The sequence below is a fragment of the Enterobacter sp. MGH 16 genome, assembly GCF_000493175.1.
Classification (GTDB): Bacteria; Pseudomonadota; Gammaproteobacteria; order Enterobacterales; family Enterobacteriaceae; genus Enterobacter; species Enterobacter roggenkampii.
This window is the reverse complement of sequence record NZ_KI535695.1, coordinates 1,826,713-1,852,037: the sequence shown is the minus strand read 5'-3', so window position 1 is coordinate 1,852,037 and position 25,325 is coordinate 1,826,713. Positions and strand designations below refer to the sequence as shown.

The following is a 25,325-nucleotide window of genomic DNA, read 5'->3' as shown; positions in this document are numbered from 1 at the left end:
CCAGCTGCCAGAGGAAGAGCAAGAGGGGGAAAAAGGAAAATTTTGTAACCGTGAAATGCCAAAAATTGACATGGAAACAACTTATTGGTTTTGAGTGCGTAACAAAAAATTAATCCAGATCAATGAATGTTAAGTTACTGGTTTTAATGTGATCTGTGGCAGATCACTTATTACTCTTTTGTGAGTATATTCTCATCCGCGATTAAAACCACAACGATGGAGCGGATATGAAAAAATTAGCGGTGGCAGCCCTTGTATTAAGCAGTCTCTCTGGCGGCGCGTATGCGCATGAAGCAGGCGAATTCTTTATTCGTGCCGGTTCGGCTACGGCTCGCCCAACTGAAGGTTCGGATAACGTGCTGGGAATGGGCGGTTTTAACGTCAGTAATAACACCCAGTTAGGTTTAACCTTCACCTATATGGCGACGGATAACGTGGGCGTTGAACTTCTTGCCGCAACGCCGTTCCGTCATCGCGTGGGCCTAGGGCCAACCGGTGATATCGCCACGGTTCACCATTTACCGCCAACGCTGATGGCGCAGTGGTACTTCGGCGACTCAAGCAGCAAGGTGCGTCCTTATATTGGCGCCGGTGTGAACTACACCACCTTCTTTGATGAGAAATTCAACGATACCGGTAAAGAGGCGGGTCTGACAGATCTCAGCCTGAAAGATTCGTGGGGCATGGCGGGGCAGGTTGGCCTGGATTATCTGATTAACCGCGACTGGCTGATCAACGCCTCGGTCTGGTATATGGATATTGATACGGACGTACGCTTCAAGGCGGGCGGCCAGCAGCAAAGTATCAGCACTCGTCTGGATCCGTGGGTGTTTATGTTCTCTGCGGGTTATCGTTTCTGATCCCCCGTCAAACTGGCCACAGGGTGGCCAGTTTGCTTTGCTCACGTCAAAACGACGGATAAACCGGCCGCTCATCAAGCTTTACGCAGTGCCTCAGGATCGTTTCCCCATCATATAAATAGCTGAAAGCGTCGCTGGACAAGGAATGGAAGAGAATATCGCCGTTGGCAAACGGGATCATTTCGGTATCACCCGCACGTTTATGCCCCGCACCGGTTTCAAAATGGCCGCGCCACCGTTCCTGAGTATGGTCATAAACGTGCAGAATAACCTCGACAAGTCCTCTTTGCGGACAATTAAGACGCAGGAAAGTAGAAGAGAAATTCAGGGACAGCGCGTGGAAGGGAATCAATAAGGCGAAGACCAGTAAAGCTCGTAAATACATCAAACCGCGAAAACCTCCTTCAAAAGGGAAATGAGATTTTACTTAAGTCATAAATAACGTTTTTGCCGTGGATCAAGATGTCTTATAATTCAATACGATAAAGGCCCCTGACGAGGCCCTTAGCGATCATTTTTGAATCAGATAGCGAATGGTTGGGCCATCCTGCTGGATATCCAGCACCGTATAACCGTGGTTTTTCGCATCCAGCGGTATGTTGTTGATGGACTGCGGGCAGTCGCTGACCACCTCCAGAATTTCACCTTTCTTAAGCTGCGGCAGCGCTTCAAGCGTAGCCACCGCCGGATATGGACAGGGCTCGCCAACCATATCCAGACGATAATCAGGCACGATCTCTTTCATGCTGCATTCTCCTGCGTTTCTGTTTTAACGCCCGCACGGCGGAAGAAACGTCTCTCCTGTGCGACGACCAGTAAAAAAGCGACCAACAGCAGGGCGTAGGTGACGAGCAGGCCGCCGAGAGGCCCGAAGGTATTCAGCAGGTTGACCTTGTCCCAGCGGGTGGCCAGGACGGGAGACACGTCATCCCAGCAGTACGCCAGGATCGTCGAGCCAATCACATTGCCCAGCCCCACCCACCAGTAGTGCACCTGGCCTTCCACGGCGCGATACATCCAGCCGGTTTCACACCCGCCAGCCAGCACGATCCCGAAGCCGAACAGCAAGCCGCCAATGACCGCGTTAGGACCGGCCCACATGATTTTCGGTTCGACGCCCAGTTGGACATAGCTGAAGATGCCTATGGCGCTGACCGCCATCCCGGCGATAATCGCCTTCGCCATCATCGTGCGCCCGGTGATCCACATATCGCGAAACGCAGAGGTAAAGCAGATCTGCGCGCGTTCAATGAGCAGACCAAAACCCACACCGAACAGCATCGCCAGACCGAGCTTAGGCTGGTTCAGGGCGGTGCAAAGCGCCCATGCCACCATGGCGAAAAAGACCAGCATTCCGAGGCGGAAACGGCGGCGGGCCTGAGAGGGCTTCTGGGTTAACGGAGACGCTGCGCTGACTTTTGTCATTTTCACTGGAATACGAAACAGCGGCAGCAGGGTGAATTTTGCGCCAAAGTAAGAGCCGATGGCCGTGGCGACGGCAAAGAACCAGGCGTGAAGCGAAAACTGCGGGATCCCGGTAAAGAAGGCGGCAAGGTTACACCCCATCGCCAGACGCGCGCCGAAACCGGCAATCATGCCGCCGACAACCGCCTGCAAAATGCGGATCCGGCTTTTGGGCATACGCAACTTAACGTTATTTGCCCACAGCGCGGCCGCGAAACAGCCGCCGAACATGCCGATAATCATCATCCCGTCGATGCGGGTAAGCGGGGTGCCGTCCAGATGAATGAGTTTAAAGTAACCCCACTCTTCGGCATGCACGCCAGCGAGTTGCAGCAATTGACCACCCCAGCGGGTGAACTCGCCGGTCACGGCCCAGAAGGTGCCGGTAATGCCAAAATAATAAGTAGAGAGAATGCCTGCCGCGATAACGGCCGGAACGGGTGACCAGAACTTAACCAGGTAAGCCTGTTTGACGGATTGCCATGACATGAATAAGCCTCTGAACTCAGAAGGATTAAAGATAAAAAAGAGTCCAGATCATACGCTCACACGACAGTTTGAAAAGCCATTCACACCGAAAATATCGATAGGATCAATTTTGACGTAATCCTTTGTTGAAGGCGGGGAAGAAAGGGTAACCGTCTGGCAAGGGTGCCAGACGGTGGAGGGGTCAGGCTTTACGCGTTGCCGCCTTCATGGCGGTCACAAACGCCTTCAGCTCGGCCAGCATCTGCTCGGGCTTGTCCACGTTCTTCTCAATGATCTTCACTATCGCAGAGCCGGAAATGGCACCTGCAGCCTTCGCGTCAATCGCCGCGGTGACCTGATCCGGAGAAGAGATCCCGAAGCCCTGCAGCGGCGGAGCGGCATGGTACTCGGCCAGCTTTTCCACCAGATGATGCAGCGGCAGGGCCGCTTTATTCTCGGCACCGGTCACGCCTGCGCGGGAGAGCAGGTACGTGTAACCGCGCCCGTAAGAGGCTATCTGGCGCAGCAGTGTGTCATCGGCGTTCGGCGGGCAGATGAAAATCGGGGCGACGTTGTGACGCATCGCCGCCTGGCGGAACGGCGCGGACTCCTCGACCGGCACGTCGGCGACCAGAACAGAGTCGACGCCCACGCGTGCGCACTCGGCGTAAAATTCATCGATACCGCGGTTGAACACGAGGTTGGCGTACATCAGCAGGCCAATCGGGATAGTGGGGTGCTTCTGACGGATCGCTGCCAGCATTTCGAAGCACTGGGTTGGCGTCACGCCCGAAGCAAACGCGCGCAGCGTCGCATTCTGGATAGTCGGGCCATCCGCCAGCGGGTCAGAGAACGGGATCCCCAGCTCCAGCGCATCGGCACCGGATTCAATCAGGGTGTCGATGATCTTCAGCGACTGTTCAGGGCCCGGATCGCCCAGGGTGACGAAGGGAACGAACGCGCCTTCCTGGCGGGATTTCAGTTCTGCAAATACGTTATCGTAGCGTTCCATCAGATTTCCCCTCGTGCTTTCAGAATATCGTGAACGGTGAAGATATCTTTGTCACCGCGTCCGGAAAGGTTGACCACCAGCAGCTGCTCTTTTTCCGGATTGTCTTTCATCATTTTCAGCGCATGGGCCAGAGCGTGCGAAGATTCCAGCGCCGGGATGATCCCTTCGCTGCGGCACAGCGTTTTGAACGCTTCCAGCGCTTCGTCATCGGTAATGGAGACATAGTCCGCACGACCGGTGCTGTTCAGATAGGCGTGCTGCGGTCCGACGGACGGGAAGTCGAGGCCAGCGGAGATAGAGTAAGACTCTTCAATCTGGCCTTCATCGGTCTGCATCATCGGGGATTTCATGCCGAAGTAGATCCCCACGCGGCCATGCTTCAGCGGCGCGCCGTGTTCACCCGATTCAATGCCGTGACCCGCAGGCTCGACGCCAATAAGACCCACGCGGGTGTCGTCGATAAAGTCTGCGAACATACCGATGGCGTTAGATCCGCCGCCGACGCAGGCGATGACCGCATCCGGCAGACGACCCTCTTTTTCGAGGATCTGCGCTTTGGTCTCTTCCCCGATCATGCGCTGGAATTCACGCACGATGGTCGGGAACGGGTGCGGACCCGCCGCGGTACCGAGCATATAGTGCGCGGTTTCGTAGCTGCCAGACCAGTCGCGCAGCGCTTCGTTACAGGCATCCTTCAGCGTCGCGGATCCGCTGTGCACCGGGATCACTTCCGCACCCATCAGACGCATACGGAAAACGTTTGGAGACTGACGCTCAACGTCTTTCGCCCCCATATAGATGCGGCATTTCAGGCCGAGCAGGGCGCTGGCGAGCGCCGAGGCCACGCCGTGCTGGCCTGCGCCGGTTTCGGCGATGATTTCGGTTTTGCCCATACGCTTCGCAAGCAGCGCCTGGCCCAGCACCTGGTTAGTCTTGTGCGCGCCGCCGTGCAGCAGGTCTTCACGCTTAAGATACAGCGTGGTTTTCGTGCCTTCCGTCAGATTGCGGCATTTGGTCAGGGCCGTTGGGCGGCCTGCATAGTTTTTCAGCAGGTCGGTAAATTCCGCCTGAAATGCCGGATCCTTCTGCGCGCTTACAAACGCTTCTTCCAGCTGGCGCAGCGCGGGCATCAGGATTTGCGGGACGTACATCCCGCCGAACTCACCAAAATACGGGTTAAGTAATGTCGTCATCTTCTCTTCCTTAATATGCACGCAGAGTTTTAAAAACCGAGGCCAGTTTGCTGGCATCTTTACTACCCGGCTGGGACTCTACGCCTGAATTGAAATCGAGGCCTGCACAGCCGGTTTTCGCGGCTTCTACGCAGTTATCCGGGCTTAATCCGCCCGCCAGCAGAACGTTGTCCAGCTTTTCGCCGTTCAGCAGGGACCAGTCAAAACGCTGGCCGGTTCCGCCCTGACCGTTATCGAGAACGTATTTATCCACGTGGTTCAGGTTACGCGGGGGCAACGTATCCTCAACGCTTTGCGCTTTCCAGATCTGTACCTGCGGCGCCAGCGTGGCGCGCAGGGCATCGATATAGGCCTGATCTTCATCGCCGTGAAGCTGCACCGCGCTCAGTGATAACGCGTCGGCTTTTTCAACCACCTCGGCGATATCCGAATTGCGGAACACGCCAACATAGCTGAGTGGAGCCGCGGCGATGACCTTACGCGCCTGCTCTTCGCTGACCGCGCGAGGAGAGGAATCCACAAAAATCAGCCCGCCATAAATCGCTCCGGCTTCATACGCGGCCTGGGCGTCCTGTTCGCGGGTTAAGCCGCAGACTTTGTTTTCACCCAGCAGCACGCGACGTACTGCCGCATTGAGATCGTCATGTTCCATCATGGCGGAGCCAATCAGGAAACCGTTGGCGAAGTGGCTCAGCTCGCGCACCTGGGCGTAGCTGTTAATGCCGGATTCGCTGATGACCGTGACGCCAGAGCCCAGCCGCGGCGCCAGCTGGCGCGTGCGGTTCAGGTCAATGGACAGGTCACGCAGATCGCGGTTGTTAATGCCGACCACTTTAGCTTCCAGCGCAATCGCGCGCTCCAGCTCCTCTTCGTTGCTCACTTCGGTCAGCACGCCCATGTTCAGGCTGTGCGCGACGGCAGAGAGCTGGCGGTACTGCTCGTCGTCAAGCACCGAGAGCATCAGCAGGCAGGCGTCGGCCTGGTAAAAGCGCGCCAGCCAGATCTGATACGGGTCGATAATAAAGTCTTTGCACAGGATCGGCTGCGGCGCGATGCCGCTGACGATGGGCAGAAAATCGAAGCTGCCCTGAAAATATTTCTCATCCGTCAGCACGGAGATGGCTGAAGCATGATGCTTATAAATGCCGGCAATACGCGCCGGGTCGAAATCGTCACGGATAACGCCTTTGGACGGAGACGCTTTTTTGCACTCAAGAATAAACGCGGTGCGCGCACCCTGCAGGGCGTCATAGAAACGACGGCTGCTCGGGACGACGTCGTTCTGGAAACTGGCAAGCGGCTGCTGTTGCTTGCGGGCTTCCACCCAGATGGCCTTATCGGCAACGATTTTCGCTAAAACGGTCTGCATTCTTTACCCTCTTGCCGCAAGTGCGGTAACGCGATCGTAAGCTGCACCGGAGCGCAGTACATCCAGAACTTTTTGAACGTTGGCCTTAAGGTCTTCCTCACCGTGCAAACGCATCAGCATGGCGACGTTGGCGGCAACGGCGGCCTCATGGGCGACCTCTCCCTTACCTTGTAATAAGCGCGTCAGAATGTCACGGTTTTCTTCCGGGGTACCGCCGGCCAGCGCTTCCTGGTGATACGGAGTTAAACCAAAGTCAGCGGCTTCGAGCTGGTAGCTCAGGATTTCACCGTCGCGCAGTTCGGCTACCAGCGTCGGCGCATGCAATGACACTTCGTCCATTCCGCCGCTGTGCACCACGGCGGCACGCTGGTAACCCAGCACGCGCAAGGTCTCGGCAATCGGCAGGACCAGTTCCGGACTGTAGACACCGATTAGCGCCAGCGGCGGATGGGCCGGGTTGATCAGCGGGCCGAGCACGTTAAACAGCGTGCGGGTTTTCAGCTGCTGACGAACCGGCATTGCGTGGCGGAAACCGGTGTGATACTTCGGCGCAAACAGGAAGCAGACGCCCAGGTCATCCAGCGCTTCACGGGAACGTTCGGCGTTCATATCGAGATTAATGCCGAATGCCGCGAGTAAATCAGACGAGCCCGACCGGCTGGAAACGCTGCGGTTACCGTGCTTCGCCACCTTCAGGCCACACGCTGCGGCCACAAAGGCGCTGGCGGTTGAAATATTGATACTGTTGCTGCCGTCACCGCCGGTGCCGACGATATCGGCAAACGGATAGTCCGGGCGCGGGAACGGGGCGGCATTTTCCAGCAGGGCCGTTGCGGCACCGGCGATTTCCTGCGGGCTTTCGCCGCGGACCTTCATGCTCACCAGAGCGGCTGCCAGCTGCTCAGGCTTCAGCTCGCCGCGAACCACGGCGGAGAAGAGCTGGTGGCTCTCCTGCTGGCTCAGGGTTTGTGCCTGGTACAGTTTTTCCAGAATCGGCTGCAGGGTGTTGGTCTGCTCCAGCTTCAGTAACGCCCAGTCGAGGGTCTGCTCCAGCAGGCGGGCACCGTGGGAGGTCAGGATGGATTCCGGATGGAACTGCATCCCGCAGACGCGATCCGCGTCGTGACGTACCGCCATCACCATCCCTTCAAACGAGGCGTTGATCGTCAGCCCGGCGGGAATGTTGCTGCCGACCAGCGAGTGGTAGCGCGCGACCGGAAGCGGATTCGGCAGCCCGGCAAACATTGCCTGGCCGTCATGTTCAATGCTGGAGGCTTTACCGTGCAGGATCTCGCCCGCCTGGCCGACGTAACCGCCGTAGGCTTCCACGATTGCCTGGTGACCAAGGCAGATACCGATAATCGGCAGCTTGCCGCGCATGCGGGTCAGCAGTTCGGGCATACAGCCCGCTTCGCTCGGCGCGCCCGGCCCCGGGGAGAGCATCAGCACCGGGTTTTGCATGGTCGCCAGACGGTCAATCAGGGTCTGAGCCGGAACGTGGTTGCGGTAGATAACGACGTTGTGACCATTCGCACGCAGCTGATCTGCCAGGTTATAGGTAAAGGAGTCGATGTTATCGAGCAGCAGAATGTCAGCCATCAGAAAATCTCCTGTGCGTGGTGTGCGGTAGCGATGGCGCGCAATACCGCGCGTGCTTTACTGCGGGTTTCGTCAGCTTCAGACTGCGGAACAGAGTCAAGAACAATCCCGGCGCCGGCCTGAACGGTGGCAATACCGTCTTCGACGTAGGCGGAGCGGATCACGATGCAGGTATCAAGGTCGCCGTGTGCGGTGAAGTAACCTACCGCGCCGCCGTAGCTCCCGCGACGACGTCCTTCCGCTTCGGCGATAAGCTGCATGGCACGCACCTTCGGCGCGCCGCTCAGGGTGCCCATATTCATGCAGGCGCGGTAGGCGTGCAGCACGTCGAGGTCGCTGCGCAGTTCACCCACCACGCGGGAGACCAGGTGCATCACGAAGGAGTAACGGTCAACTTTGGTCAGGTCCGCCACGTAGCGGCTGCCCGGGGTGCAAATACGGGCCAGATCGTTACGCGCCAGGTCAACCAGCATCAGGTGCTCGGAGAGTTCTTTATGGTCGGTACGCATTTCCAGCTCGATACGGCTGTCCAAATCGCGATCCAGCGAGCCGTCTGCGCGACGTCCGCGCGGACGGGTTCCGGCGATCGGGTAGATCTCAATCTGGCGGCTGGTGGCGTCATATTTCAGCGAGCTTTCCGGCGAGGCGCCGAACAGCGTGAAGTCGTTGTCCTGCATAAAGAACATGTACGGGCTTGGGTTGCTCTTTTTCAGCACGTCGTAAGCCGCCAGCGGGGACGGGCAGGGCAGAGAGAAGCGGCGGGAAGGCACCACCTGGAAAATCTCCCCGGCGCGAATCGCCTTTTGCATCTGGCGAACCACGGCACCGTATTGATCGTCGGTCTGGTTCACATCGCAGGTCATCTTCTCGACGCGCTGCACCGGTAGCGCAGGCGGCGCTTCCGTCATTTGCTGCTGCAGTTGGGCAATGCGGTGCTCCAGACGGGTTTTCTCAGCGCCAGAAGGCGTGAACAGGCTGGCCTGAATGCGGGTGTATTGTTTCTGATGGTCGATCACCAGCAGGGTTTCGGCCAGATAGAAACAGTAGTCCGGGCAGCGATTGCCCTGCTCGGTTTCCGGTAAATCTTCAAATCCGGCGACCAGGTCGTAGGCAAACAGCCCGCCAAAGAACATCGCTTCACGCTCATCGTGTGGAACGGTAACCAGGTTCTGCAGCAGGCGGAAGGCATCGAAGACGGAAAGGGAGCACAGGCGCGCGTCTTCATCCAGCAACTGGCTAACCGGCGGGAAATGCAGAATACGCATTTCTGGATGACGTTCGTTTTCGATGCCTGAAGGCAGGGCGGCATCCAGCAGTGGCAGCAGCGAGGCGCCGTTGTCTGATAAGGCCTTGATTGTGACAGTGTCACCTAGAGCGGTAATGCGCAACGCGCTGTCGACCAGCAGCAGGCTTTTGAGATCGTCCTTGCTGTCAATGTCCGCAGATTCCAGCAGCAGCGTTGCCGGGCGTGCCCCGCACACCTGATGAAACAGCGCGGTCGGGTTGTGGCGATAGGCCGCCTCGCAGGTCAGCAATTCGAGATGGGGTTTGGCTGTTTGCATGTTGGTGTTCTCATTTATTCTGTTCAAAAAAAAGCCCGCTGGGTAGCGGGCGGGTATCTGTTTGCATTTCGCAGACGCGTGACACTGCCCGATGATCAGGAAGTACGCCACCAACCGTGCAGAGTGAAATGTGCTGTCATTTTCAGATACCTTTCTCGTGTGAACTTGCGTACTAGTTAACTAGTTCGATGGCGTGTTGTCAACCCTTGATTTCAGAATTTCGATATAAGTCGGTATCATGATGGTTTCGGATGTCTCCAACCTGTTATGGGAAGTGCTTTGAGCGATACCACCTACGCTATTATTTATGATTTACACAGCCATACTCAGGCCTCTGATGGCCTGCTGACACCCGAAGCCCTGGTTCATCGTGCCGTTGAAATGCGCATCGGCACGCTGGCGATAACCGATCACGATACGACGGATGCCATTCCGGCGGCGCGCGCCGAGATTGCCCGCTGCGGGCTGGCACTCAATCTGGTGCCCGGCGTCGAGATTTCGACCGTCTGGGAAAACCATGAGATTCATATCGTTGGCCTGAACATCGATATAGACCATCCGGCACTTATTGAGTTTTTGCAAGAACAAAAAACGCGCCGCAACCAGCGCGCAGAGATGATCGGCGAGCGTCTGGAAAAGGCACATATTCCTGGCGCGCTGGAAGGTGCGCAAAAGCTGGCGAACGGCGGGGCGGTTACGCGCGGTCATTTCGCCCGTTTTCTGGTAGAGGCGGGTAAAGCCACGACGATGGCGGATGTCTTTAAAAAGTATCTGGCGCGCGGGAAAACCGGATACGTTCCGCCACAGTGGTGTACAATAAAACAAGCTATTGATGTGATTCATCATTCTGGCGGTAAGGCCGTGCTGGCCCATCCGGGGCGGTATAATCTTTCTGCTAAATGGCTGAAAAGGCTGCTGTCGCACTTTGCCGAAAACGGTGGCGAGGCGATGGAAGTCGCCCAGTGTCAGCAGGCACCCAACGAGCGCGCGCAGCTCGCGACCTATGCCCGACAGTACGGCCTGCTTGGCTCACAGGGTTCTGATTTCCATCAGCCCTGCGCCTGGATCGAACTGGGGCGCAAGCTCTGGCTGCCCGCTGGCGTTGAGCCGGTCTGGCAGCTCTGGGAACAGCCGCAGCAAATTGAAGAGAGGGAAGTATGAGTCAGTTTTTCTATATCCATCCGGATAACCCGCAGCCACGCCTGATTAACCAGGCCGTGGAGATCGTCCGCAAAGGCGGCGTGATTGTCTACCCGACCGATTCCGGCTACGCGCTGGGCTGCAAAATTGAAGATAAAGGGGCGATGGAACGCATTTGCCGTATTCGCCAGCTGCCGGACGGCCATAACTTTACCCTGATGTGCCGCGATCTCTCTGAGCTGTCGACCTATGCTTATGTGGATAACGTGGCGTTTCGCCTGATTAAGAACAACACGCCGGGCAACTACACCTTCATCCTGAAAGGGACGAAAGAGGTGCCGCGCCGTCTGCTGCAGGAAAAACGCAAGACTATTGGCATGCGCGTGCCGTCGAACCCGATTGCGCAGGCGCTGCTGAAAACCCTCGGTGAACCGATGCTGTCTACCTCGCTGATGCTGCCCGGCAGCGAGTTTACCGAGTCCGATCCGGAAGAGATCAAAGATCGTCTGGAGAAGGTGGTCGAGCTGATTATTCACGGCGGTTATCTCGGCCAGCAGCCGACCACCGTGGTCGACTTAACCGAAGATGCACCGGAAGTGATTCGTGAAGGCGTGGGCGATGTAAAGCCTTTCTTGTAATGGTATAAGCAGATATACTACGCGGCCATCAAAGCAGGGCTCGGCCCTCTTTTGACCTGATTCGACGCCTGTGAAGGCGACACCTGAGGAAGCTCAATGAGCGAGAAGTTACAGAAAGTGCTGGCGCGTGCCGGCCACGGTTCACGCCGTGAAATCGAAGCCATTATTGAAGCGGGCCGCGTGAGTGTGGACGGTAAAATCGCCACGCTGGGTGACCGCGTAGAAATCGTACCGGGGCTGAAGATCCGTATCGACGGTCATCTTATCTCCGTGAAAGAGTCCGCTGAGCAGATCTGCCGCGTGCTGGCTTACTACAAGCCGGAAGGCGAGCTGTGTACCCGCAATGACCCGGAAGGTCGCCCGACGGTGTTTGACCGTCTGCCTAAACTGCGTGGCGCTCGCTGGATTGCCGTTGGTCGTCTGGACGTGAATACCTGCGGTCTGCTGCTGTTTACCACCGATGGTGAACTGGCAAACCGTCTGATGCACCCAAGCCGTGAAGTGGAACGTGAATACGCCGTGCGTGTGTTCGGCCAGGTTGACGAGAATAAACTGCGCGACCTGTCGCGTGGCGTTCAGCTGGAAGACGGTCCTGCGGCGTTCAAAACCATCAAATTTACCGGTGGGGAAGGCATCAACCAGTGGTATAACGTGACCCTGACCGAAGGCCGCAACCGCGAGGTGCGTCGTCTCTGGGAAGCGGTAGGCGTGCAGGTTAGCCGCCTGATCCGTGTCCGTTACGGCGACATCCTGCTGCCAAAAGGCCTGCCGCGTGGGGGGTATACCGAACTGGATCTGACCCAGACCAACTATCTGCGCGAGCTGGTCGGCCTGACGCCGGAAACTACTTCTAAAGTGGCGGTGGAGAAAGATCGTCGCCGCATGAAGGCGAACCAGATTCGCCGTGCGGTGAAGCGTCACAGCCAGGTGAGCAGCAACCGCCGCTCTGGCAGCCGTAATAACAACGGTTAATGTAAAAGCCCGGTGAAGACACCGGGCTTTTTTCTTTAGTAATCAATACCCATCTGCGCTTTGATGCCCGCATCAAACGCATGTTTAACCGGACGCAGCTCGCTGACAGTATCTGCCAGCTCCAGAATATCCCGATGACACCCGCGGCCCGTGATGATGACCGTCTGATGGGCGGGACGGTTTTTCAGTGCATTAAGCACCTCTTCTAGCGGCAAATAGTCGTAGGCGACCATATACGTGATTTCATCCAGCAGAACCATATTGAGTGAAGGATCGACCAGCATTCTTTTAGCGTGCTCCCAGACGGCCAGACAGGCTGCGGTATCGGTTTCGCGGTTCTGGGTGTCCCACGTAAATCCGGTCGCCATCACCTGGAACTCAACGCCGTGAGGCTCAAGCAGATTACGCTCGCCGTTAGGCCACTCACCTTTAATAAACTGGATAACGCCAACCTTCTGCCCGTGGCCGACGGCGCGTGTCGCCGTGCCGAATGCGGCCGTGGTTTTCCCTTTACCGTTGCCGGTAAAGACGATGACGATCCCGCGCTCGTCCTGAGCGGCCGCGACGCGTGCATCGACCTGTTCCTTCAGCCGCTGCTGGCGCTGCTGATGACGTTCTTCACTCATTGCGAGATTCCTGGTTTACGGCCCGGCTGGGCGTCAAAGGTCATCCCGGTTTTGCGGCGGCTGTCGTCGCCCATCAGCCAGAGATAGAGCGGCATAATGTCTGCCGGCGTTTTCAGCTTCTGCGGGTCTTCCGTCGGGAAGGCGCTGGCGCGCATTTTTGTGCGCGTACCGCCCGGGTTAATGCAGTTTACGCGAAGATGGCGGCTTTGGTACTCCTCTGCCAGCACCTGCATCATGCCTTCGGTTGCGAATTTTGATACGGCATAGGCACCCCAGTTTGCGCGCCCCTCACGGCCTACGCTGGAGGAGGTGAACACCAGTGAACCCGAATCCGATTTGAGTAATAAAGGAAGGAGTGCCTGGGTCAGGAAAAACGTCCCGTTGACGTTGACCTGCATGACCTCCTGCCAGATCTCGGGATCCTGTTCATCCATCGGGCGAACTTCGCCAAGCAAGCCGGCATTATGCAGTACGCCGTCCAGGCGCGGGTAATGGGTGCTGATGCGGTGAGCAAGCTCCTGACATGACGCGGGCGTGCAGGTGAGCAGATCGAGCGTGTACCAGCGAGCAGGAATCCCACCTGCGGCTTCAATCTCCTGCGCCACCCCTTTAAGTTTTTCTTCGTTGCGGCCGGTCAGGATGACGCTCGCGCCATACTCAGCGTAGGTCAGCGCCGCTTCACGGCCAATCCCGTCGCTGGCCCCAGTGACAAGAATGATGCGGTTCTGCAGCAGATTTTTTTGCGGTTGATAATGCAAGGTGACTCCTCGGCGCACGGTGACTTAAACACGCCTTCTTTTGTGACTTTTCGGCTTTATGCCCGAATTCGCCTGATAATTCAATCAGTCTACAGGACGCATTGCTGTAAAATTAACAATTTGCAAATATTTAAGCGCCAGACCGGGGATTCCTGAAGGCGCCTCGCAGAGGTAATGTCACGAGCGAGACGCATGGGCAGGGGGTGTTGTACACTGCCGTGAAAGATTCGTGGTTAAATCAAGGTGGAACGCGTGGAATTACTTTCTCAATATGGGTTGTTTTTGGCGAAAATCGCGACGGTGGTGATTGCCATTGCGGTGGTTGCCGTTCTGATTGTCAACCTGACGCAGCGCAAGCGTCAGCGAGGGGAGTTACGCATCACCCGCCTGAGCGAGCAGTATAAAGAGATGCAGGAAGAGATGTCTCTCGCGCTGCTTGACAGTCATCAACAGAAACTGTGGCTCAAAGCGCAGAAGAAAAAGCATAAGCAGGAAGCCAAAGCGGCAAAGGCAAAGGCGAAGCTCAATACGCCACAGGATAAGGTCACGCCACGGGTTTACGTGCTCGATTTTAAAGGCAGCATGGATGCGCATGAAGTCGCGTCTTTGCGCGAAGAGGTCACTGCCGTGCTGGCCGTGGCGACGCCGCAGGACCAGGTCGTTGTACGCCTTGAAAGCCCGGGGGGCGTGGTGCACGGCTACGGCCTGGCGGCCTCTCAGCTGCAGCGCCTGCGTGAAAAACAGATCCCGCTGACCGTGGCCGTAGATAAAGTGGCGGCGAGTGGTGGCTACATGATGGCCTGCGTGGCGGACAAAATTGTGGCCGCACCGTTCTCGATTATTGGCTCGATCGGCGTGGTCGCACAGATCCCGAACTTTAACCGCTTCCTGAAAAATAAAGAGATTGATATCGAGCTTCACACCGCGGGTCAGTACAAACGTACCCTGACGCTGCTGGGGGAAAACACGGAAGAAGGGCGCCAAAAATTCCGTGAGGATCTCAACGAAACGCATGATCTCTTTAAAGACTTTGTGCACCGTATGCGTCCGACGCTGGACATTGAGCAGGTCGCAACGGGTGAGCACTGGTACGGCGTTCAGGCGCAGGAGAAAGGGCTGGTGGATGAAGTCGGAACCAGCGACGATCTGCTGCTCAACCTGATGGAAGGCCGGGAACTGGTGGGCGTCCGCTTTGCTCAGCGCAAGCGACTCCTTGACCGCTTTACCAACAGTGCGGCAGAAAGCGCGGACCGCCTGCTGCTCCGCTGGCTACAGCGGGGACAAAAACCGCTGCTGTAAACAAAAACGCGAGGCTTATGCCTCGCGTTTTGCGTTAATCGACCAGGTGATATTTCTCGGAAAGCGTATGTGCCAGGTATTTAAACATGTTAAACACGGCGGTGCTTTTCGGGGTCGGTAAGCCCTGTTCATCAAGGAAGTATTCGCCGCTGAAAACCAGCACGCCATTACGCTGCTCAACGCCGGTGGCTTCAATGCCTGCCAGCGTATCTTCATGGTCACGAATAAGCTTGTTTGCTTCGATAAGCAGAGAGGCTCGGTCAATAGGTTGGGTCGTATTCTGCATAATCCACTCCTTAAACAGTGACAATAGTCTACGCCGAGGGCGCTTTGGGGGCAAATTTTCCCTGTAATGTGAGGGGATAAGGTGCAGGGACCTGGCTGGCAGGATTTGCTTTTGCATGCTAATAAAGTTGCGTAACGAATTTTATCAGGTAGAGTGTGCGCTTTCGTCATTCTGGCAACAGAATTGCTTGACATTCAACCGGGAATTCGTCACGAATTACACGAGATGTGAGAAAAATACCCGAGAACTCAATCACCTGGGCGTCTTTTCTTTAACGCCCGGTAAGACAAAGGGGTTGATATCTCCTGACGCAGTCGCAATATCATTGGCTCGTCGTCAGCGGAAGGGAAATCAACGTGCGGCGTATTCCTGGAAGAATTAAATTAGGTAAAGGTGAATATGGGTAAAGCTCTCGTCATCGTTGAGTCCCCGGCAAAAGCCAAAACGATCAATAAGTATCTGGGTAATGACTACGTGGTTAAGTCCAGCGTTGGTCATATCCGCGATTTGCCGACCAGTGGCTCAGCCAGCAAAAAGAGCGCAGACTCTACCTCCACCAAAGGGGCTAAAAAGCCTAAAAAGGATGAACGTAGCGCGCTTGTCAACCGCATGGGTGTTAACCCATGGCATAACTGGGATGCACAATATGAAGTGCTTCCAGGGAAAGAAAAAGTCGTTAACGAGCTGAAGCAGCTGGCTGAAAAAGCAGACCACATCTATCTCGCAACCGACCTTGACCGCGAAGGGGAAGCCATTGCGTGGCACCTGCGGGAAGTGATCGGGGGTGATGACAAACGCTACAGCCGCGTAGTGTTTAACGAAATTACGAAGAATGCGATTCGTCAGGCGTTTGAGAAGCCGGGCGAGCTAAACATCGACCGTGTTAACGCCCAGCAGGCGCGTCGCTTTATGGACCGCGTTGTGGGCTACATGGTTTCTCCACTGCTGTGGAAAAAGATTGCCCGTGGCCTGTCCGCAGGTCGTGTGCAATCCGTCGCCGTGCGTCTGGTCGTTGAGCGCGAGCGCGAAATTAAAGCCTTCGTGCCGGAAGAGTTCTGGGAAGTCGATGCCAATGTGACCACGCCGGGCGGTGACGCTCTGCCGCTGCAGGTAAGCCACCAGAACGATAAGCCTTTCCGCCCGGAAAACCGCGACCAGACCATGGCCGCCGTGGCGCTGCTGGAAAAGGCACGCTATCAGGTGCTGGAACGTGAAGACAAGCCGACCAGCAGCAAGCCTGGTGCGCCGTTTATCACCTCCACCCTGCAACAGGCGGCGAGCACCCGTCTGGGTTACGGCGTGAAGAAGACCATGATGATGGCCCAGCGCTTGTATGAAGCAGGTTACATCACCTACATGCGTACCGACTCAACCAACCTGAGTCAGGACGCGGTCAACATGGTGCGTGGCTATATCAGCGACAACTTCGGTAAGAAATACCTGCCGGAAAGCGCTAACCAGTTCGCCAGCAAAGAGAATTCTCAGGAAGCGCACGAAGCGATTCGTCCTTCTGACGTCTCTGTGCTGGCTGAATCGCTGAAAGATATGGAATCCGACGCGCAGAAGCTGTATCAGCTGATCTGGCGTCAGTTCGTGGCGTGCCAGATGACCCCGGCCCAGTACGACTCCACCACGCTGACCGTTGGCGCGGGTGATTTCCGTCTCAAGGCGCGCGGTCGTATTCTGCGTTTCGACGGCTGGACAAAAGTGATGCCTGCGCTGCGTAAAGGTGATGAAGACCGAACGCTGCCTGCGGTGAACAAAGGTGATGAACTGTCTCTGGTTGAGCTGATTCCGGCTCAGCACTTCACCAAGCCACCGGCACGCTTCAGTGAAGCCTCCCTGGTAAAAGAGCTGGAAAAACGCGGTATTGGCCGTCCGTCGACCTACGCGTCAATTATCTCGACGATTCAGGATCGTGGCTACGTCCGCGTTGAAAACCGTCGTTTCTATGCGGAAAAAATGGGTGAGATCGTCACCGACCGTCTGGAGGCCAACTTCCGCGAGCTGATGAACTACGATTTCACCGCGCAAATGGAAGACAGTCTCGACCAGGTTGCCAGCCACCAGGCGGAATGGAAAAAGGTCCTCGACAGCTTCTTCAGCGACTTCACCGACCAGCTTGAAAAAGCGGAGAAAGACCCTGAAGAGGGCGGCATGCTGCCTAACCAGATGGTACTGACCAGCATCGACTGCCCAACCTGTGGCCGCAAGATGGGGATCCGTACTGCCACCACGGGCGTGTTCCTGGGCTGCTCCGGCTACGCGCTGTCGCCAAAAGAGCGCTGTAAAACCACCATCAACCTGGTGCCTGAGAACGAAGTTCTCAACGTGCTGGAAGGTGACGATGCGGAAACTAACGCTCTGCGTGCCAAACGCCGCTGCAAAAAATGCGGCACGGCAATGGACAGCTACCTGATCGATCCAAAACGCAAGCTGCACGTGTGTGGTAATAACCCAACGTGTGACGGGTATGAGATCGAAGAGGGCGAGTTCCGCATTAAAGGCTATGACGGCCCGATTGTGGAGTGCGAGAAGTGTGGTTCTGAAATGCACCTGAAAATGGGGCGTTTCGGTAAGTACATGGCCTGTACCAACGACGAATGTAAAAACACGCGCAAAATTCTGCGTAACGGTGAAGTGGCCCCGCCGAAGGAAGATCCGGTTCCGCTGCCGGAGCTGCCGTGTGAGAAATCCGACGCGTACTTCGTGCTGCGTGACGGCGCGGCAGGTGTCTTCCTGGCCGCCAACACCTTCCCGAAATCGCGCGAAACCCGCGCGCCGCTGGTGGAAGAGCTATATCGCTTCCGCGATCGTCTGCCGGAGAAACTGCGTTATCTGGCCGATGCGCCGCAGCAGGATCCGGAAGGCAACAAAACCGTGGTGCGTTTTAGCCGTAAAACAAAGCAGCAGTATGTTGCGGCAGAGAAAGAGGGTAAAGCGACCGGATGGTCAGCCTTCTTTGTCGATGGCAAATGGGTTGAAGGCAAGAAATAATCTTCCCTAACCGTAACTTACCTGTAAAAGGGCCGGATTTCCGGCCCTTTTTTATTACCTTGTTATTATTTTTTGTTCCGTACTATACAGTCAGGCTATAAATGATATAGTGGTTATAGTTAACCTGTTTCTTATTATTAAATCGTCTTAAGCGATTGACCGCATGCGCTAAATCGGATGGTCTGGCATGAAATTACAGCAGCTTCGTTATATCGTTGAGGTGGTGAATCATAACCTTAACGTCTCTTCTACCGCCGAGGGGCTCTATACCTCGCAACCGGGCATCAGCAAACAAGTTCGTATGCTTGAGGATGAGTTAGGCATTCAGATCTTCGCCCGCAGCGGTAAGCATCTCACTCAGGTGACGCCTGCAGGGCAGGAAATCATCCGCATTGCGCGTGAAGTCCTCTCTAAAGTCGATGCGATTAAGTCTGTGGCGGGGGAGCATACCTGGCCGGATAAAGGCTCGCTGTATATTGCCACGACGCATACTCAGGCGCGCTATGCGCTACCCGGCGTGATCAAAGGCTTTATCGAGCGTTATCCTCGCGTCTCGTTGCATATGCACCAGGGCTCGCCAACGCAAATCGCTGAAGCCGTCTCTAAGGGGAATGCAGACTTTGCCATCGCCACCGAAGCGCTTCACCTGTATGACGATCTGGTGATGCTCCCGTGCTACCACTGGAACCGTTCTATTGTGGTGACCCCCGATCACCCCCTGGCGGGTAAAGGGTCGGTCACTATCGAAGAGTTGGCCCAGTATCCTCTGGTGACCTATACGTTTGGCTTTACCGGCCGGTCCGAGCTTGATACGGCATTTAACCGGGCAGGGTTAACGCCGCGCATTGTCTTTACCGCGACCGACGCCGACGTGATTAAGACCTATGTCCGGCTTGGATTGGGCGTGGGCGTCATCGCCAGCATGGCGGTCGATCCGGTGTCAGACCCTGACCTGGTGCGTCTTGATGCGCACGACGTTTTCAGCCATAGCACCACAAAAATTGGGTTCCGCCGCAGCACCTTCCTGCGCAGCTATATGTATGATTTTATTCAGCGCTTTGCCCCTCATTTAACGCGTGACGTGGTGGATACCGCCGTGGCATTACGCTCAAATGAAGATATTGAAGAGATGTTTAAAGACATCAAACTCCCCGAAAAATAATCACACCCGGTATCTTTCCCCCAGGGAAAGATACCGAAATAACGCCTCAAAGCTAAATTAGAATTATCATCATCTGCTTTCCCTGCCATATAATGTCATTAGCCATTTGCTTTGTAAGGTTTTAATGTCGTGAATTGGCGACAAAAGTAGAAACTAATTTACGCCTCCGCAAATTTTTCTTTTCAATAATTTATTTCTGGTCAAAAGATTGAATATTTCATACCTCCCGGTGCGTAAATTCACTGGCTTTTCGGCTAAAGTTTCTTTAGGATTTATCTCAACAGATGATTAATTGTACCAATTGTTTGGTCCTAAATGATAAGCGATGTCGATTGTATGAGGTTAGCAATGCCTTCAGGAAGTGAAGAACCGCAAAGGGATCCTGCGCTCAAGCGTAAAGCCTGGCTGGCGGTCTTTCTCGTCTCCGCCTTGTTTTGGGTGGCTGTTGCTCTCCTGGCCTGGAGATATTGGGGTTAAATATGGCAGTGACGGTACGTACCGCTTCGGTAAAACAGATGTGTCAGCATCGTGACAACGGCCACAGAGGGCGTAAAGCACCTGCAACTGTTGTACCTGCGTCCTGGAAACTGACGCCGCAGCAGCAGGCTTTTATTGATGTGTTCGCAGAAGACGAACCCAAAAAACAATAATTTAGTTTATTGCGTAATGATGCAAATAGTCTGAATATCGACTCTGCACTTTTGTACTCTTTAATAAATACACATCAGCAATATAGCACTGAGGAACAACCTCGGAATTTTTATAAATAATGCCTGGTGTCCCTATGATGAATAACATGACGTCTCACAAATACTGGTCGTGGATCGGCGTTTTTAGCGTGTCGATTCTGTTCTGGAGTCAGCTCATCTGGCTGGCGCTCCACTAAATTGTAAAACCTCGCTACGGCGGGGTTTTTTGTTTCCCCTGGTGGACCAATCCGAAATTTATCAATTTGGGTTGTTATCAAAACGTTACGACATCTTTGTGTTATCTTTAATTACAGCCCTGATGATTGTCGGGACATCTCTGTGATTAAGGAGGAGCTTATGTCGTTAACCCTACGCGAAGCCAGTAAGGATACGTTACAGGCAGAAAATAAAACCTGGCACTACTACAGCCTGCCGCTGGCTGCCAGAACGCTTGGGGACATTTCGCGTTTACCCAAGTCCTTGAAAGTTTTACTTGAAAATCTCTTGCGCTGGCAGGACGGTGAATCCGTCACGCTCGATGATATCCAGGCGCTGGCAGGGTGGCTTGAGAAGGCCCATGCCGACAGAGAAATCGCCTACCGCCCGGCAAGGGTGCTGATGCAGGACTTTACCGGTGTTCCGGCCGTGGTTGATTTAGCCGCGATGCGCGAAGCCGTGAAGCGTCTCGGCGGAGATACGGCAAAGGTTAACCCGCTTTCCCCCGTTGACCTCGTCATTGACCACTCCGTGACCGTTGACCACTTCGGTGATGACGATGCCTTTGGTGAAAACGTTCGTCTCGAGATGGAGCGTAACCACGAGCGCTACGTCTTCCTGAAGTGGGGACAGCAGGCGTTCAGCCGGTTTAGCGTGGTACCGCCAGGCACCGGCATTTGTCACCAGGTAAACCTTGAATATCTGGGGAAAGCCGTCTGGAGCGAATTGCAGGATAAAGAGTGGGTGGCTTATCCGGACACGCTGGTGGGCACGGATTCACATACCACCATGATCAACGGTCTGGGCGTGCTGGGCTGGGGCGTCGGCGGTATTGAAGCGGAAGCCGCCATGCTCGGCCAGCCGGTATCCATGCTTATTCCGGATGTGGTGGGCTTCAAGCTGACCGGAAAGCTCTCTGAAGGCATTACCGCCACCGACCTGGTGCTGACCGTCACCCAGATGCTGCGCAAGCATGGTGTGGTAGGCAAGTTTGTCGAATTCTACGGTGACGGACTGGATTCGCTGCCGCTGGCCGACCGCGCCACCATTGCCAATATGGCGCCGGAATACGGTGCCACCTGCGGCTTTTTCCCCATTGACGACGTCACGCTGGAGTACATGCGCCTCAGCGGCCGCAGCGAAGAGCAGGTCGCGCTGGTGGAAGCGTACACCAAAGCGCAGGGCATGTGGCGCAATCCGGGCGATGAGCCTGTTTTCACCAGCACGCTTGAACTCGATATGGGAAGCGTCGAAGCGAGCCTCGCGGGGCCGAAACGCCCGCAGGACAGGGTTGCGCTGACCGACGTGCCGAAAGCGTTTGCCGACAGCAATGCCCTTGAAGTGAACGTGGCGCAGAAAGACCATCGTCCCGTCGACTATGTTCTGAACGGACATCAGTATCAGCTTCCGGACGGCGCGGTTGTGATTGCCGCGATTACCTCCTGCACCAACACGTCCAACCCCAGCGTATTAATGGCGGCCGGTCTGCTGGCTAAGAAAGCGGTAGAGCTTGGGCTAAAACCTCAGCCGTGGGTTAAGGCCTCGCTGGCACCGGGCTCCAAAGTGGTGTCGGATTACCTGGCTCAGGCCAAACTGACGCCGTACCTGGACGAGCTGGGCTTTAACCTCGTGGGCTACGGCTGTACGACCTGTATTGGTAATTCCGGGCCTCTGCCTGAACCTATCGAAACGGCGATCAAGCAGGGTGACCTGACGGTCGGCGCCGTACTGTCCGGTAACCGAAACTTTGAAGGGCGCATTCACCCGCTGGTGAAAACCAACTGGCTTGCTTCGCCGCCGCTGGTGGTGGCTTATGCCCTGGCCGGGAACATGAATATCAACCTGGTGACCGATCCGGTTGGTCACGATCGTAAGAATGATCCTGTCTATCTGAAAGATATTTGGCCTTCTTCACGTGAAATCGCGCTGGCCGTTGAGAAGGTTTCTACCGAGATGTTCCGCAAAGAGTACGCGGAAGTCTTTGAAGGCACGCCGGAATGGAAAGCCATCAACGTTGCAGGTTCGGATACCTATGGCTGGCAGGATGACTCGACCTATATTCGTTTGTCGCCGTTCTTTGATGAGATGCTGGCCGAGCCGGCGCCGCTTAAGGATATTCACGGCGCGCGCATCCTGGCCATGCTGGGGGATTCTGTCACGACGGACCATATCTCTCCGGCGGGGAGCATCAAAGCCGATAGCCCGGCAGGCCGCTATCTGCAAAGCCGGGGGGTGGAACGCCGCGATTTTAACTCCTACGGTTCGCGCCGCGGTAACCATGAAGTCATGATGCGCGGGACCTTTGCCAACATCCGCATTCGTAACGAAATGGTGCCGGGCGTGGAAGGGGGCATGACGCGCCATCTGCCGGGGACGGAAGTCGTGTCGATTTATGATGCGGCGGTCAAATACCAACAGGAAGGGACGCCGCTGGCGGTGATTGCCGGGAAAGAGTACGGTTCCGGCTCCAGCCGCGACTGGGCGGCGAAAGGCCCGCGCCTGCTTGGCGTTCGGGTGGTCATCGCCGAATCGTTCGAACGTATTCACCGTTCGAATCTGATCGGCATGGGGATCCTGCCGCTTGAGTTCCCGCAGGGCGTGACGCGTAAAACGCTGGGCCTGAACGGGGAAGAGCAGATTGATATTAGCGGTCTGCAAAACCTGCAGCCGGGTAAAACGGTGCCGGTAACGTTAACGCGGGCAGACGGGAAAACCGAGGTGCTGGATTGTCGGTGCCGTATTGATACGGCAACCGAGCTGACCTACTACCAGAACGACGGCATTTTACATTATGTGATTCGTAAGATGCTGGATTGATGAAACGAGCCCGGCACGCGTGCCGGGCTCAGACTGCTGACAAAGTGCTTGATGTACGTTTCGCCCGTCGGCGCTACGCTTTCACGGGCCTACAAATTACAGTAGGCCGGGTAAGCGCAGCGTCACCCGGCAAAAAACGGCTAAGTTGTTGATAACAGGGTTTGTCATCAATTTCAGGTAGCATCACTCTTTCAGCAGATGGCCCATTTTGGCAGCTTTGGTATCAAGATAGTGGGCGTTTTTCGGGTTACGGCCGACAATCAGCGGTACACGTTCAACGATGTTGATCCCGGCTTCGGTCAGGATTTCCACTTTTTTCGGGTTATTGGTCAGCAGACGAACTTCGTCTACGCCCAGCAGCTTGAACATATCGGCGCATAAGGTGAAGTCACGTTCGTCAGCGGCAAAACCGAGCTGATGGTTGGCTTCAACCGTATCGTAGCCCTGGTCCTGAAGCGCGTAGGCGCGAATTTTATTCAGCAAACCAATATTACGCCCTTCCTGACGGTGATAAAGCAGCACGCCGCGGCCTTCTTCAGCAATATGAGAAAGGGCCGCTTCCAGCTGGAAACCGCAATCACAGCGCAGGCTGAACAGCGCGTCGCCGGTGAGACACTCTGAATGGACGCGGGACAGCACCGGCGTCTGCCCTGAAATGTCGCCATAAACCAGTGCGACATGATCCTGTCCGGTTGCCAGTTCTTCAAAACCCACCATCAGGAAATCGCCCCATGGGGTTGGCAGTTTGGCTTCTGCCACACGTTTAAGCTGCATGTGATTCTCCAGAGTAGGCTGACACGTTTCGTGCCTGTGCCCTGTTTTGCTTTCTGTATCAGTTTATTTTGCCACAAGCTCAGCAGGTTCGCCTAATGGGCACCATGCGATATGACCGTTAAAAGCACGATCCGACATCTCCACCCAGCGAACAAATTTCAGTTATGATTGTGACGCTTAGCAAAAAGGAGAAGACATGCATTCAATCGCCAGACGTACGGCAGCAGGTGCGGCCATTTTACTGATTATGCCTTTGGCCGTATGGCTTTCAGGGTGGATGTGGCAGCCCGGGCAGAACGCCACGTGGCTGAAAACGTTATACTGGATTACGGAAACGGTCACCCAGCCCTGGGGAGTTATCACTCACGTCCTCCTGTGCGCCTGGTTTCTGTGGTGCCTGCGCTTTCGTCTGCGCGCGGCGCTAATGCTCTTTGCGATCCTCGGTGGCGCTATCCTTATCGGTCAGGGCGTAAAATCCTGGGTGAAAGATCGCGTTCAGGAGCCGCGTCCTTTTGTCGTCTGGCTGGAAAAAACGCACCATGTTCCGGTGGATGAGTTCTACACTTTAAAGCGTAAAGATCGTGGCGCACTGGTGAAAGAACAGCTTGCGGAACAGCAGGATATCCCGAAATTCTTGCGTAAACACTGGCAGAAAGAGACCGGGTTCGCGTTTCCCTCCGGCCACACCATGTTTGCGGCCAGCTGGGCGCTGCTGGGGGTTGGGCTGCTTTGGCCTAGACGTCGAACGGTCACCATCGTGATTTTACTGGTCTGGGCGACGGGAGTGATGGGCAGCCGCTTACTGCTGGGGATGCACTGGCCACGGGACCTGGTCGTCGCCACGCTCATTTCGTGGATGCTGGTTATGCTGGCGACCTGGCTGGCTGAACGATTCTGCGGCCCGCTAACGCCACCGCCGGAAGAGAAAGAAGAAATAGCCGAAAGGGACCAAACGGACGCCTGAAGGTTGATATTGCGCATTTTGCCCATAGATCCATGACTGGCGCGTCACTTTTTCCATTTCGCGCCCGTCACTAAAATGGTAGTTTATAAGGCTGATTGCGGTAAGTTGAACATACTTTATTCGCTTGAACCACATAACGGGAAGTAATGTGAAATATTTACTCATTTTCTTACTGGTATTGGCGATTTTTGTCATTTCAGTCACATTGGGTGCACAAAACGATCAGCAGGTGACGTTTAACTATCTGCTGGCTCAGGGCGAGTATCGCGTGTCGAGCCTGCTCGCGGTCTTATTTGCTGCAGGCTTTGCCATTGGCTGGCTGGTTTGCGGTTTGTTCTGGTTAAAAGTCCGTGTTTCGCTTGCGCGCGCTGAACGTAAAATCAAACGACTCGAACATCACATTGCGCCTGCGTCCGACATGCCGGAAAGCTCTGGCGTGCCGGTCGTGAAGGAATAATCG

26 protein-coding genes and 1 other annotated feature are annotated in these 25,325 nt (G+C 55.6%); of the genes, 13 read left to right on the top strand and 13 right to left on the bottom strand.

Translation table 11 applies throughout. The features are described from left to right. The first annotated feature begins 227 nt into the window (after positions 1-227). Positions 228-860, top strand: coding sequence for an outer membrane protein OmpW (gene ompW / locus L362_RS13970; protein WP_008502800.1), 633 nt, complete (start codon positions 228-230; stop codon positions 858-860). A gap of 46 nt (positions 861-906) precedes the next feature. Here the strand turns inward: ompW and L362_RS23825 are convergent, their stop codons facing one another. The 9 genes from L362_RS23825 to trpL form a co-directional block, all read right to left on the bottom strand. Then, positions 907-1,245: a hypothetical protein gene (locus L362_RS23825; protein ID WP_071787681.1), complete on the bottom strand. Its 339-nt coding sequence runs from the start codon at positions 1,243-1,245 to the stop codon at positions 907-909. Between the two features lie 126 nt (positions 1,246-1,371). Next, positions 1,372-1,605: a sulfurtransferase-like selenium metabolism protein YedF gene (yedF, locus tag L362_RS13980; RefSeq protein ID WP_003856774.1), complete on the bottom strand. Its 234-nt coding sequence runs from the start codon at positions 1,603-1,605 to the stop codon at positions 1,372-1,374. Then, positions 1,602-2,813 carry a selenium metabolism membrane protein YedE/FdhT gene (gene yedE / locus L362_RS13985; RefSeq protein ID WP_023344340.1) on the bottom strand — a complete coding sequence of 404 codons (1,212 nt, stop codon included), beginning with the start codon at positions 2,811-2,813 and terminating at the stop codon, positions 1,602-1,604. Before yedE ends, yedF begins: the two co-directional genes overlap by 4 nt. A gap of 181 nt (positions 2,814-2,994) precedes the next feature. Continuing rightward, on the bottom strand, positions 2,995-3,804 hold the full coding sequence (trpA, locus tag L362_RS13990; protein ID WP_023344339.1) for a tryptophan synthase subunit alpha: 810 nt from the start codon (positions 3,802-3,804) through the stop codon (positions 2,995-2,997). Beyond that, positions 3,804-4,997 carry a tryptophan synthase subunit beta gene (gene trpB / locus L362_RS13995; RefSeq protein ID WP_008502804.1) on the bottom strand — a complete coding sequence of 398 codons (1,194 nt, stop codon included), beginning with the start codon at positions 4,995-4,997 and terminating at the stop codon, positions 3,804-3,806. Before trpB ends, trpA begins: the two co-directional genes overlap by 1 nt. 10 nt (positions 4,998-5,007) lie before the next feature. Then, positions 5,008-6,366 carry a bifunctional indole-3-glycerol-phosphate synthase TrpC/phosphoribosylanthranilate isomerase TrpF gene (gene trpCF / locus L362_RS14000; RefSeq protein ID WP_023344338.1) on the bottom strand — a complete coding sequence of 453 codons (1,359 nt, stop codon included), beginning with the start codon at positions 6,364-6,366 and terminating at the stop codon, positions 5,008-5,010. A 3-nt stretch (positions 6,367-6,369) separates the two neighbouring features. After that, positions 6,370-7,965: a bifunctional anthranilate synthase glutamate amidotransferase component TrpG/anthranilate phosphoribosyltransferase TrpD gene (trpD, locus tag L362_RS14005; protein ID WP_023344337.1), complete on the bottom strand. Its 1,596-nt coding sequence runs from the start codon at positions 7,963-7,965 to the stop codon at positions 6,370-6,372. Then, positions 7,965-9,527 carry an anthranilate synthase component 1 gene (locus tag L362_RS14010; protein WP_023344336.1) on the bottom strand — a complete coding sequence of 521 codons (1,563 nt, stop codon included), beginning with the start codon at positions 9,525-9,527 and terminating at the stop codon, positions 7,965-7,967. Before L362_RS14010 ends, trpD begins: the two co-directional genes overlap by 1 nt. A 25-nt stretch (positions 9,528-9,552) precedes the next feature. Continuing rightward, positions 9,553-9,646: a sequence feature (Trp leader region), on the bottom strand. After that, a complete protein-coding gene (trpL, locus tag L362_RS25100; protein ID WP_106993556.1) occupies positions 9,623-9,667 on the bottom strand; it encodes a trp operon leader peptide in 45 nt (14 codons plus the stop codon). Its footprint overlaps the feature before it by 24 nt. Before the next feature lie 139 nt (positions 9,668-9,806). On the opposite strand from trpL, the gene rnm reads away from it, so the two are divergent. The 3 genes from rnm to rluB all read left to right on the top strand — a co-directional run bounded on the left by rnm (position 9,807) and on the right by rluB (position 12,277). Then, entirely contained in the window at positions 9,807-10,688 is an 882-nt protein-coding gene (rnm, locus tag L362_RS14015) for an RNase RNM (protein WP_032637766.1), read from the top strand. After that, entirely contained in the window at positions 10,685-11,305 is a 621-nt protein-coding gene (locus tag L362_RS14020) for an L-threonylcarbamoyladenylate synthase (protein ID WP_023344334.1), read from the top strand. The genes rnm and L362_RS14020 overlap by 4 nt, the downstream gene beginning before the upstream one ends. Before the next feature lie 96 nt (positions 11,306-11,401). Then, positions 11,402-12,277, top strand: a complete 876-nt coding sequence (rluB, locus tag L362_RS14025) for a 23S rRNA pseudouridine(2605) synthase RluB (protein ID WP_008502809.1) — start codon at positions 11,402-11,404, stop codon at positions 12,275-12,277. 35 nt (positions 12,278-12,312) lie between these two features. On the opposite strand, the gene cobO is transcribed toward rluB, so the two are convergent. Together cobO and L362_RS14035 are read right to left on the bottom strand one after the other, a co-directional pair. Further along, positions 12,313-12,903 (bottom strand): cob(I)yrinic acid a,c-diamide adenosyltransferase, encoded by a 591-nt coding sequence (gene cobO, locus L362_RS14030; RefSeq protein WP_023344333.1) that lies wholly within the window; start codon positions 12,901-12,903, stop codon positions 12,313-12,315. Next, on the bottom strand, positions 12,900-13,661 hold the full coding sequence (locus L362_RS14035; RefSeq protein WP_008502811.1) for a YciK family oxidoreductase: 762 nt from the start codon (positions 13,659-13,661) through the stop codon (positions 12,900-12,902). The genes cobO and L362_RS14035 overlap by 4 nt, the downstream gene beginning before the upstream one ends. A 252-nt stretch (positions 13,662-13,913) precedes the next feature. On the opposite strand from L362_RS14035, the gene sohB reads away from it, so the two are divergent. Further along, the gene (sohB, locus tag L362_RS14040; protein WP_023344332.1) at positions 13,914-14,960 is read left to right on the top strand and encodes a protease SohB; all 1,047 of its coding nucleotides are present in this window, start codon (positions 13,914-13,916) and stop codon (positions 14,958-14,960) included. A 34-nt stretch (positions 14,961-14,994) separates the two neighbouring features. Here sohB and L362_RS14045 read toward each other — a convergent pair whose 3' ends face one another. Beyond that, positions 14,995-15,246: a YciN family protein gene (locus tag L362_RS14045; protein ID WP_003856804.1), complete on the bottom strand. Its 252-nt coding sequence runs from the start codon at positions 15,244-15,246 to the stop codon at positions 14,995-14,997. Between the two features lie 399 nt (positions 15,247-15,645). Here L362_RS14045 and topA point away from each other — a divergent pair, with 399 nt between their 5' ends. From topA to acnA, 6 genes are all read left to right on the top strand, one after another. After that, on the top strand, positions 15,646-18,243 hold the full coding sequence (topA, locus tag L362_RS14050; protein ID WP_023344331.1) for a type I DNA topoisomerase: 2,598 nt from the start codon (positions 15,646-15,648) through the stop codon (positions 18,241-18,243). A gap of 187 nt (positions 18,244-18,430) precedes the next feature. After that, positions 18,431-19,405 (top strand): HTH-type transcriptional regulator CysB, encoded by a 975-nt coding sequence (gene cysB / locus L362_RS14055; RefSeq protein WP_008502814.1) that lies wholly within the window; start codon positions 18,431-18,433, stop codon positions 19,403-19,405. 336 nt (positions 19,406-19,741) lie between these two features. Then, the gene (locus L362_RS0122965; protein WP_213374860.1) at positions 19,742-19,882 is read left to right on the top strand and encodes a YmiA family putative membrane protein; all 141 of its coding nucleotides are present in this window, start codon (positions 19,742-19,744) and stop codon (positions 19,880-19,882) included. Positions 19,883-19,884: 2 nt separating this feature from the next. Next, the gene (locus L362_RS24810) at positions 19,885-20,055 is read left to right on the top strand and encodes a hypothetical protein (RefSeq protein ID WP_021240301.1); all 171 of its coding nucleotides are present in this window, start codon (positions 19,885-19,887) and stop codon (positions 20,053-20,055) included. Between the two features lie 137 nt (positions 20,056-20,192). Beyond that, the gene (ymiC, locus tag L362_RS24925; protein WP_032638005.1) at positions 20,193-20,291 is read left to right on the top strand and encodes a small membrane protein YmiC; all 99 of its coding nucleotides are present in this window, start codon (positions 20,193-20,195) and stop codon (positions 20,289-20,291) included. A gap of 160 nt (positions 20,292-20,451) precedes the next feature. Beyond that, entirely contained in the window at positions 20,452-23,127 is a 2,676-nt protein-coding gene (gene acnA / locus L362_RS14060; protein ID WP_023344330.1) for an aconitate hydratase AcnA, read from the top strand. A gap of 183 nt (positions 23,128-23,310) precedes the next feature. On the opposite strand, the gene ribA is transcribed toward acnA, so the two are convergent. Further along, positions 23,311-23,901 (bottom strand): GTP cyclohydrolase II, encoded by a 591-nt coding sequence (gene ribA / locus L362_RS14065; protein WP_008501210.1) that lies wholly within the window; start codon positions 23,899-23,901, stop codon positions 23,311-23,313. Between the two features lie 196 nt (positions 23,902-24,097). On the opposite strand from ribA, the gene pgpB reads away from it, so the two are divergent. Continuing rightward, positions 24,098-24,865: a phosphatidylglycerophosphatase B gene (pgpB, locus tag L362_RS14070; protein ID WP_008501211.1), complete on the top strand. Its 768-nt coding sequence runs from the start codon at positions 24,098-24,100 to the stop codon at positions 24,863-24,865. A gap of 148 nt (positions 24,866-25,013) precedes the next feature. Beyond that, on the top strand, positions 25,014-25,322 hold the full coding sequence (locus tag L362_RS14075; protein ID WP_008501212.1) for a LapA family protein: 309 nt from the start codon (positions 25,014-25,016) through the stop codon (positions 25,320-25,322). Positions 25,323-25,325 lie beyond the last annotated feature (3 nt).